8 protein-coding genes are annotated in these 11,009 nt (G+C 29.9%); 4 read left to right on the top strand and 4 right to left on the bottom strand.

Annotated elements, in window-relative coordinates; genetic code table 4:
- Positions 1-34: 34 nt before the first annotated feature.
- Positions 35-2,875, top strand: coding sequence for an endo-beta-N-acetylglucosaminidase (locus tag CXP39_RS03605; RefSeq protein ID WP_027048235.1), 2,841 nt, complete (start codon positions 35-37; stop codon positions 2,873-2,875).
- A gap of 257 nt (positions 2,876-3,132) precedes the next feature.
- Here CXP39_RS03605 and CXP39_RS03600 read toward each other — a convergent pair whose 3' ends face one another.
- A complete protein-coding gene (locus CXP39_RS03600) occupies positions 3,133-3,777 on the bottom strand; it encodes a phosphorylase family protein (RefSeq protein WP_027048234.1) in 645 nt (214 codons plus the stop codon).
- 245 nt (positions 3,778-4,022) lie between these two features.
- Between CXP39_RS03600 and CXP39_RS03595 the strand changes: the two genes are divergently transcribed.
- Positions 4,023-4,622, top strand: a complete 600-nt coding sequence (locus tag CXP39_RS03595) for an FMN-dependent NADH-azoreductase (RefSeq protein ID WP_027048233.1) — start codon at positions 4,023-4,025, stop codon at positions 4,620-4,622.
- Positions 4,623-4,688: 66 nt separating this feature from the next.
- Positions 4,689-5,522: a Pr6Pr family membrane protein gene (locus tag CXP39_RS03590; RefSeq protein ID WP_027048232.1), complete on the top strand. Its 834-nt coding sequence runs from the start codon at positions 4,689-4,691 to the stop codon at positions 5,520-5,522.
- A gap of 166 nt (positions 5,523-5,688) precedes the next feature.
- Here the strand turns inward: CXP39_RS03590 and CXP39_RS03585 are convergent, their stop codons facing one another.
- The 3 genes from CXP39_RS03585 to CXP39_RS03575 all read right to left on the bottom strand — a co-directional run bounded on the left by CXP39_RS03585 (position 5,689) and on the right by CXP39_RS03575 (position 8,056).
- Entirely contained in the window at positions 5,689-6,276 is a 588-nt protein-coding gene (locus tag CXP39_RS03585; RefSeq protein ID WP_027048231.1) for a nucleoside/nucleotide kinase family protein, read from the bottom strand.
- Between the two features lie 154 nt (positions 6,277-6,430).
- Positions 6,431-7,411, bottom strand: a complete 981-nt coding sequence (locus tag CXP39_RS03580) for a 5'-3' exonuclease (RefSeq protein ID WP_084497575.1) — start codon at positions 7,409-7,411, stop codon at positions 6,431-6,433.
- Between the two features lie 51 nt (positions 7,412-7,462).
- Positions 7,463-8,056, bottom strand: coding sequence for an IMPACT family protein (locus CXP39_RS03575; RefSeq protein WP_027048230.1), 594 nt, complete (start codon positions 8,054-8,056; stop codon positions 7,463-7,465).
- 79 nt (positions 8,057-8,135) lie between these two features.
- Here CXP39_RS03575 and secA point away from each other — a divergent pair, with 79 nt between their 5' ends.
- A complete protein-coding gene (secA, locus tag CXP39_RS03570; protein ID WP_027048229.1) occupies positions 8,136-10,967 on the top strand; it encodes a preprotein translocase subunit SecA in 2,832 nt (943 codons plus the stop codon).
- Positions 10,968-11,009 lie beyond the last annotated feature (42 nt).

Raw genomic sequence — 11,009 nt, 5'->3', positions numbered from 1 at the left:
TAAGCTTAGATTTTAAATTAAAAGGAGAAAAAAAGTGAAAAAGTTAATAGTAGGCCTATCAGCATTAAGCATTGCGACGGGAACAGTTTTAAATGTGGTTTCTTGCAACATCGGGGAATTTTCAACAAGAAAATATTTAGAGAGTTTAAATGATTTTAATTGGGAATCAGAGCAAGTTGATGACGGTGATGGCTTTAATTGAAAATACAATGAATATAATGATGGCACAAAATACCTTGACTTAAAAGAAGTTGACTCTGCTCAAGGACCAGTTGACAAGATCTTTGACTATGATAAGTACTCTACGTCATATAAAGGAGCCAACTTTATAAAAAAACAGGCGACAACCGGTTCGCCAGTTATAAAGTCCTATAGACCAAATGGAAATATGTGATCAGACTACGGATTATCCAGTAAGTCCAGAAAATACTTGCATATAAATTCAATACAAGAGTGAAATAATGGAAAAGATATGGATTTGGACTATAACATTGCTTCTACAGATTTAAGAGGTAGAAATTATGTTGCAAAAAACAGCGTAAATGGTCAGCAAAAAGAAACTTTCTTTAATATGTTTCATGACCCCTCTAATTCTTCAAGTTCAATTGTTGGAACCAAAAATCCTTTTGGAGGAAATTTAACTAACTTAAGTTATATTCACGAAATGTATACATGACCTGCAATAACAAATAAGGGATGATTAACAACTTCTTTTGCAGATTATACGGATTACATGCACAAAAATGGTGTGCCAGTTTTGGGGTTATGATATATGTCGGGATGAGAAGATTTGACAAGAGAATCATTAAGAAAATTGCTGGAAAAAAACTCTAATGGAGAATTTAAAATAGTAGACATCTTAATAGATCAATGTCTAAAATATAATTTTGATGGCTGAATGATAAATAATGAAGCAAACGGCTCTCAAGGCGACGGTTATGTTATTAAAAACTCAGAAATTAATGAAATAATGAAGGAATTTAGCAAAAGAGCAGACGAATTGGAGCCAAAAATTGGTAAGAAACTCCATATTGTACACTACACAAATGACGGTTCGCTAACTTATGACCCCATTAATAATACTCCAAATTCTAAAAAAACTATTGAGGCAGCAAAGTATGCCAGCGAAATGCAATTAGATTTTACTTATGATAATAATGTTTCAAATTATGATAAATATTTGGAAAATATTTGAAAAGGAGATAACTCAAAGAGAAAAACAATTTACTCACTACTAAATGAAAGTACAAATATACCAGGTGTAGGTAATTACGATGTGAGAAATTTAATTTTTGAAAAAAAACAGTCGGAAAACGCGTTTGACTTTTCAAGTACCGCAAATAATTCATTTTCAATATTTGGTTCAGGAGGCGCCAACGAATACGCAAAAGACTTTAAAAATTGATTTAATAGAAAGCAAAAAGAGACAGGTAACTATGTTGACAAATATAAGGTTCTTTTAATGCAACAAGAAGTATCAAACTTATATTCAAATTATCAATTTTTTGGTACCAATGGTTACTTAGATAATTCAGCAAGAGGCTACGATAAGCTAATTTCTCAAAATCAGCAAAATATCTCAGCAATTTATCAATCTGATCCAAGATTAAGCTATAAGGATTTTGATAAAAGGAATGATTGAAATGAATCAGTTCAAGAAAATTTTATGCTAAAAGAAAATGGTCAAAAGACTAAGAGCTATGGAATAGGAAATTCTTTTTGAGAAAAAACTGTTGTGGCAGATTCGGTTTTATCTAATGACTATAGCACTCTAGATAAAAATGTGGCAAATGAAATTGAAAATGATCCCACTATTGAAACATACTTTTCAACAGGCTCAGGAATTCAGTATTTGAATAGAGATCAAAACAAGAATATTATTAATAATCAAATATATCCATGAACTAATTCAAGAATGGCGGATGTCGCTCCAACTTATCAATGAGACTTTTGATCTGAAAAGCAAAATGACAGCACTGTTGAAATAGAAACTGCAGATGGTAAAAAAAATGTAAGTAAAATAACGCCTTATGGTCAACTTACAGGCTACTATGATTACTATGATGCTTATCAAAAAGGTAATTCATTGGCAATTGGTATGGGATATGACTTTGATAAAGAAGGTACAGTCAAACCAGGAATATGAAAAAATAACTCGTATTACTGAAATATAATGGGAACAAATCTCCAAAAAAATAGCTACACGGCGAGCTTTTATGTCAAGTCAACACTTGAAGACTCAAATGAGAAGTCTTCTAATGAAAAAATTTCTGAAATAGCTAAGAATACAAAAATAACCGCCTTTACTTCAAAACTATCTGAACAAGAAGTGGACGCAAGACCAGAAGTTCTGAAAACTAATGTAGAGTACCAAAAAGATGGATGGTATAAAATATCATCTGACTTGTCAGAGTTGAATAATATTGGTAAGGAAGAAAGAATTGCCAAAATTGGAGTTCAAATAAATCCTGGTCAAGATGATTCTGATGCTGAAAAACAATTTATTTTTAATGTAGGTGGTTTCACACTAGAAAAAAATCAGGTAGGTAAATTCGATCTACCTATCAAGGATGCAATTAGTAAAATTCAAAATGATTACATTGTCAAAAGAAAAAACAAAAATAATATCAACATTAGGTTTTCATGAAATGATCAAAATAAAAGTTTAGTTGACTATTATCACATTTATTATTCAACTGATAAAGATAGTTGATACAGAGTAGGGCAGACTTCACAAAATAAATATTATGTTAGAGAAATTGATGAATCAGATAATCAAAAAATTTATATTGGAGTACAACCAAGATACAAAAATGGCAAAATGGGCAAAATCAGTTTTGTAGAATTTGATACCAAATATAATTATGAAAAATAGTTTTTTTAAAAAGTAGTGTGCTTTTTATTTTGCATATAAGAACGAACGATAGATATTCAAGGCTATAATATTTTTGCATAATTTTATAATTATAAAACTTAATAAAATAATAGAGTACCTATTTATCAAAACTGAATTCAATTAGTGAATATATAAGGATATTTTATAAATTGCTAATAAAAAGCAAAATAATTTTAAAAAAAGAAAGCCACTTTGGGCTTTCTTTTTTTGTTAAAAACTGAAAGAGTTATTGTTTATTATTCAAATAATTTGTTCAGCACCATTTGATACATTTCCAGTGTTGCTTGTTCTCTTTGAAGAGCAGTCATAATCTTTGAAGAATCATTCAAATTATCAGAAACTGTCAAAATAACATGAGCGTGACGATTAAACTTGTTTCCCAAATATAAAAGCGCATAACTTTCCATATCAACAACATCTAAGTCATTTCTTCCTAACTCGTTGTCATTATAAAACAAATCCGAACAATGACTTAAAACCGGACGACCAATTCCCAAAGTGAATTTAGGTTCAATTGCTTGTCATCCATTTTTATTAGGCTCAAAAATACTATTTTGGCTAACGACTTTATATGCTTCTACAACAGTTCCAATATCAATGTCATCCTTATAAGTTCCAGTTGTTCCTACACGAACAATTTTTTGAACATCATGATCAACAAATAATTCAGTTGCATAAATTGCAATTGAAGGCTGTCCCATTCCTGAAGTTGCAAATGAAACTTCGTGCCCTTTGTATGTTCCTGTGTAAACAGAAGCTGCGCGAACATCAGATACTAAAATTGGATTAGTTAACAACTTTTCAGCTGCTCACTTGGTTCTTTTTGGGTCTCCAGCTATTAATACAGTCTTAGCAATTTTTGCTTGTTTGTCTATATGCATTTTTATAAAACCTTTCTTATACATCTTTATTTTAACTCATTATTTTTAAAAAGCTAAGTTTATAAAAAAAAGCAAAGCGCACATATTTTTGAACATTTAAAGTAAAATCATTAAGTAAACTTCTGTGGTTTACTTAAAAAATAGTTATCAAAATTTATAAAGTCAACAATAAATGTTATTTTGATATTCATCAAATTGATAAGTACATTATTTTTGACTATTTAATAGAATAAGGAAAATAAGTTATGAGCAAAGTATTAGCAATATCAGGAACGATTAATCAAACAGATTCACGTTCATTAGAAATGATGAAGCAGTTTTTAAAAGCCTATAAAAATGCAAATATTAGTGACGAGATTATTTATTTAGATTTGAATCAGGAATCAATGGCAATTATGTCATTAAGTTCAAATAATCTTGAAGAATTTTATAATCATGAAAATTCGGTAAAATATATTCAGCAATTAAAGTCAGTTGATAAAGTTGTTATTGCCGCGCCAATGCACAACTTTAAATCAACAGGACAACTGGTTAATTATGTTGACCATATAGCAGTTCCAAATTTGACTTTTTCATACCAAAATCCTCTTCCAAATGGAAATCCTCGCGGGTTATTAAATCATTTGAAAGTGCAAATTTTGGCAACTAGAGGAGGGGAACTAACTTCTAACTCTTGAGCCGACCATACTATTTGATTAAAAGGAGTCTGAGAGTTTATGGGAGCAACTGTCGCTGAACCAATTTTTATTGGTAGCTTAGATTTGCCTAAGAATTATAAAGTTTCAGCAGAATCAATTGTTAAAGAGTATTTACCAATAATTGAAGGAGCTGCTAAAAATTTTTAATAAAAATTAATAGCGAGCCCATTTTTTTATTTGATTGATATATCATTGTAAGAAAGGAGAAATAAAATGAAACTTAAAATTGATAAAACAACTTATTTAAATTGAAGATCGCTTCTTTGTATGACAATGTTTATAATTATTACTGTAATTATTTTTCAAGATTTTATTCATAAATTAATCACTATTGATACATTGACTTACAAAGCTGATGATGGAACAGATGTTAAAACTTGAGGATATTTCTTAGGTGATGGAAAAACTATGTATTATGATCGAGCAGGATTTATAGTTAATTATTTTTCCTTTTTTACAATTCAAACTAATATAATGATTGCAGTTTGATTTTTCGTCCTAGCGTTATTTAATAGCAAAGTAGGAAAAATTAAATTAATTTCACCGACTTATTCAATTGCAATTGCAACATATATCTCAGTTACAATGTTAATTTACAATACAATGCTGTTACCAATTCATGTTCCAAAAGATGGGTTGGATTGATTTAGACAATTGTCTCTGCACTTAATTGCACCATTAGTAATGATTTGCTACACATTATTTGAATTGAAACCAGATGGAGTTATACCTGTTAAAGAATTTGCCAAAAAATATTTATGAAAACTTTACATATATCCGATTGCTTACTTAATTGTCAGTTTAATAAGAGGGGAAATTCGTAGAGCTGGTGGATGACCAAGATTTACCTCATATCCATATTTCTTTTTAGAAATTCATGAAAAAGAAGCAATTAAAGGGGTTCCTATTCACGGAGCAGTATGATTACTAATTGCAGCAATATTTATTATTGTTATTATTGCTGGATTATCATTAGGCTTTACTAAAATTTTGAATAATCGTGTTTCAAAAGCAAAGGTAACTAATGTTATTGTTGAAGCAAATTAAAATTTCATTATATATTAAATTTGTAATTTAAGTATTCAGTTTTTATATCAATATGTTTTACTAAAAAAGTCTTTTCGAACTTGAAAAGACTTTTTTGTGTATTTAATTTATTTCAATTTAAGTATATAAGTGAACATAAAATGGATTCACTTTAATCATTTTTTTGCTACGCTTTGCTATTTTTATTGGAATCAAATATTTTAACTATTTCAGCTTTAAATTCTTCCATCGAATTGTCGTTATTAATAATTTTTGTTGCAATTTTTTTAACATCCAAGACGCCATTTGAAATTTTGAACAAATCCTTTTCTGTTGTCTCTTTTTCAATTTGTTTGATGTTAGCTGTTTTATTTGCATCTTTTTGTTTTAGATATTCTCTCTCGATTCTTTTCTGAATATCAGCCTCAATATAAATAACTTCAGTATTAAATCTTGAATCTTTTTTAAAAGAATCAGCCAGCTTTGCTCTATACAAGGACTCTAATGAAATTGCAGAACACTTATTTGCCACCATAAACTCATAAATATGATCTCGAAATTCCTTAAACATTTTTTGCTCATCAGAGTATAAAATTTTAATAACATTCTCAGTTTCAGTTTTGTTATTCATTGACAATCCCTTAATGTTAGCAATTATTTTTTCAAAGTAAATTATTTTCAACCTAAATATTCCCATACTTGTCGCTCATTCACCAGCAAGTGATTTTCCAGATTCACTCAATCCTGACAAAAAAAATATATTTTTAGCCTTCATATTTTTCGATCTCCCATTTCATTTTAATTATAACTACGATTGAAAAATATTTTGTAACACTAATAAAAATAAATATTTATGCAATTAAAATAGTGAAATTTGATAAAAAAGTTTAAAAAATCAAGCCATTGTAATGTCTCGATTTTTAAATCTATTAGATATTTGCCTTTTTATTTCCACAAATTTTATTCATTGTTGTGTCAGCACATTTTTGTGTTGAATGGTCGTAGCCGTTAGTCTTAATATTTTCAATGTTTTTAACAACATTTCCAGTGAAAGCTCACATTTTTTGTTCCTTTAAAAATTTCAAATATGCGTATCAATTAATACGCAACTTGCGAAAATCAATTCTACCAAGTTGAACATTATTTTGAATAGTGGCAATCTTTTTATTTAGCAACACTTGCTCTTTTGAACTAACAAGCTTGCTACAAATTGATGGTGGAATTTGAGTAATATTAGCATAAATATTTTCCACAGTTCCAAACTTTTCTAATAAATCTGTTGCTTGTTTGTAGTGCAAACATTTAATTCCCTTGATGTTATCTGAAGAGTCACCCATCATAGCTTTAATATCGGGAACTTGTTTTGGAGAACAACCAAATTTTTCGTAAACTTCAGAAAGTTCTACAAAAGTTGGTTTTTCTTTTTTACTGACGTTAGTAATAATTTTTACGTCATCGCTTACTAATTGAAAGGTATCTTTATCATTAGACAGAATGTGAACATTGTACCCTAATTTGCAAGCAATTTTTGAAATTGTTCCCATAACATCATCACCTTCGTAACGAGGCTTTTCATATCATGGAATATTTGCTGACGTTAAAAACTGTCTAATAATTTGCATTTGAGGAATTAATTCCTCTGGAGTTTCTTTTCGCTTTGCTTTGTATTCAGGGTATAAGTCTCTTCTTCAACATCCTTGACCAACATCAAAGGTAACAATAATTGTATGATAAATGTTCATATCAATTAGCTCATTAATTTTTGCTACGAAAGTATAAATGGCATTAATCATAACCCCATCACGATTTACAGCAACTGTTTTTCTTTTTAATGATCCGTAGTAACCTTTGTGTAATAAATGATAACCGTCAATAATAAGTATTGTCTGTTTTTCATTTTTAGTATTCATTGTTATTTCAATTCCTTACCTATAAATAATAACATATTCAAAAACAGGTTTTTAAATCATTTCAATATATATTTGCTCTTGTTTGAAATTTGCAATTAAAAATGACAATGCTTCAAAAATTTTAGGATTTTGACAAACTACAGTATAAGTTGGATCATGATTGTATTCACGCTGCTTAATCAGTAAATCATTTTGACGCAAAAAAGCGTCGACTTTTTTGGTATCTCTAATTGAAAAACTAAAACTTATTTTGTAAGCTTTTTGAAGATTTATGAGACTTATACTGTTTAAAAGCTCGCTAGCGCTTGTTGTATAAGCCCGAGTTAATGGGCCGGCTCCAAGTTTAGTTCCACCAAAATGACGAATAACTAAGACAGCAATATTGGTTAACTCCATTTTTTCAATCACATTGAAAATAGGTTTTCCAGCAGTTCCAGCAGGTTCAGAATCATCGCTAAAACCACCTTGTTGCTGAGTTACACCAATTTTGTAGGCATAACAATTATGTTGAGCTTCCAGATCACGATATTTTAAAAGAAATTTGATAAGTTCTTCTTTAGAGTTAATTTGAGCTGCTATAGTAATAAATTTTGACTTTTTGATTTCAAATGAGTTTTGAAAAGTGCCTTTAGAAATTGTTTTCAATGCTAACTCCTTTTCTTTTTAAAAATACTTATAAAGTTAGTATAATTATATTATGTATTTAATAAAGGAGGGTAACTAGATGGCTTCAGATAAAAAATTAATAAAATATTATGGGAAAATAGCTGATCAAATCATTAAATTAGAGTCGAAATATGCCAAATTAAAAGACGAAGATTTTAAGGATGTGACTGCTGAATTTAAACAAAGATTATCTAATGGTGAAGAACTTGATGACATCTTAGTTGAAGCTTATGCAGCTGCACGTGAAGCTGCATTTAGAGTTTTAGGATTAAAAGCTTATCGCGTTCAATTAATTGGAGCAATTATTTTGAATGTTGGAGATATTGCTGAAATGAGAACTGGAGAGGGAAAAACTTTAACAGGGCTGTTCCCAGCTTATTTGAATTCTTTAACTGGTAAAGGAGTACACATTGTTACTGTTAATGAGTACCTATCACGACGAGATTCAGAAATTAATGGAAAAGTTTATGATATTTTGGGAGTGACTGTCGGATTAAATTCTTCAGAAATTCACAAAGGTGCTAAACGTGAGGCATATTTAAAAGATATTACCTATACTACAAACTCAGAATTAGGGTTCGATTATTTAAAAGACAATATGGTAACAGACTATGCTCAAAAAGTTCAACGTGGATTAAATTATGCAATTATTGATGAGGCTGATTCAATTTTAATTGATGAATCAAGAACACCATTAATTATTTCTGGAGGAACATCATCAAGAGTTAATTTGTACAAACATGCTGATGCCTTTGCAAAGACTTTAAAAAATCCAACAGATGTTGATATTGATTTAGAATCTAAACAGGTTTATTTAAATGAACAGGGAATGAAAAAAGCTAAAGAATATTTCACTTTGGAAAATTTATTTGCATTAGAAAACACAGAAATCTTTCACTTAATCATGAATGCCTTAAAGGCCCATTTTACTTTTAAAGAAGGTGTTGAGTATACAGTTCGAGATAATGAAATTGTATTGATTGATCAATTCACTGGCCGTATTATGGATGGCCGTGCTTATTCAGATGGTTTACAACAAGCACTTCAAGCCAAAGAAGGTGTTGAAATTGAAGAAGAGACTATTACAATGGCAACAATTACATACCAAAACTTTTATCGTTTGTATGCTAAAATTGCTGGAATGACAGGAACTGCTAAAACAGAGGAAGAAGAGTTTATCAAGATTTATAATACTCGTGTTGTTGTGACTCCAACAAATAGACCCGTTATTCGTAAAGATGAGCCAGATTACACTTTTGGAACAAAAAATGCTGCTCTTAAAAAAATGATTGCAGATGCAAAGATTATTAATGAGAAGGGAAATCCAATTTTGATTGGGACAACATCAGTTGAGTCATCTGAGCAAATAGCAAGATATTTGGAAAAAGCGGACTTAAAATTTGAAATGATAAATGCTAAAAATCACCACCGTGAAGCTGACATTATTGCCATGGCTGGCCAAAAAGGAGCAATTACATTAGCCACAAATATGGCTGGACGTGGAACAGATATTAAGTTAAGTGAAGTAGTCAAAGAACTTGGTGGACTAGTCGTTTTTGGAGTTGAACGAAATGAAGCTCGTCGTATCGATAATCAGCTTCGTGGACGTGCTGGTCGTCAAGGAGATCCTGGAATGTCACGTTACTATATTTCCATGGATGATGAATTAATGATTCGTTTTTCTTCTCCAAAAATGCGTGCTAATTTCGCAAAACTTGGTGACGAGCATATTAAGTCTAAATTTTTTACTAGAGCAGTTACAAATGCTCAAAAAAAACTTGAAGGGATGAACTTTGATCAACGTAAAAATGTTTTAGATTATGACAATATTTTGGCACAACAACGTGAAGCAATGTATGCGCAACGTGATGATATCTTGCAGGCGGAAAGTTTAAAAGTCGTTTTGAAAAAGTTTCAAATTACTGTTGCTTATGATTTAATTGAAGAGTTTAATATTTTGGTTCATGGTGAAAGAACTATTGATGCTAAAAAATTATTCAAAGCATTAGATGGAAAATTAGTGGCGCATAATAAGTTTAAAGAAACAGACTTTTTTAATAAGGAAAAAATGGAATTGGCGGAACAAATTGCACAAGCAATGATGGAGTTTTATTCAATTAGAGTTGCTGATGTTCCTGAAAATGTGATTCTTGATATGGAAAGACGCACTATTTTGGAATCTTTTGATCGCTTTTGAACAAAGCATATCGATTTATCTTCAAAATTAAAGTCGGGAATTTACTTGCAACAATATGCTCAAAATAATCCTTTGGCTGAGTATGTCGAACAAGCAACAACTTTGTTTAATAAAATGAAGATAAACATTGCTTCAGAGGTGATTAATAAATTATCAAATGTTGTTTTAAAAGCCGTTGAAAATGAAGAAACACCACTTCCAATTGAAATTACCGATAATGATATTGAAGATATTTTTGCAGAAACAGGACTCGATAAATCAATGGTCAATAATGAAGCAATTAATAAACGCTTTGATGAGTTAGAGGCAAAAAATCAAGAAAATATTCAAGTTTTACATAAATTGAAAATACAAAGAGATATAATGTTAGGGTTAGTTATTGAAATTGAAAAACGATTTGGCAATAATAAACCACAGCAAATTGAAATAGAAGCTGAAGCAATTGAAGCAATGCTTAAGATTTTTGGAATTACTAATCCTGAAGACATGAAAGTCGAAATAATCGAGGAAAAATATCAGCAGTTGTTAAGAGAAGCTGAAAATGAAGAACAAGAACAGCTTCAATTAAAAATGGCTAAAGAAATCCTAAATGATTTCATTTTGAAAAACGAATTATTCAAAATCAAAAAACCTACTAGGGTTGATGAAAATGATGATGGATTAACTAAAGTAACAAAGACAAGAATTGGTTAAGCAAAAACTAGACTACAATCTAGTTTTTTTGCTCTATAAATA

The organism is Mesoplasma syrphidae (assembly GCF_002843565.1).
GTDB classification, from domain to species: domain Bacteria; phylum Bacillota_I; class Bacilli_A; order Mycoplasmatales; family Mycoplasmataceae; genus Tullyiplasma; species Tullyiplasma syrphidae.
This window is presented reverse-complemented; position numbering and strand designations above follow the sequence as displayed.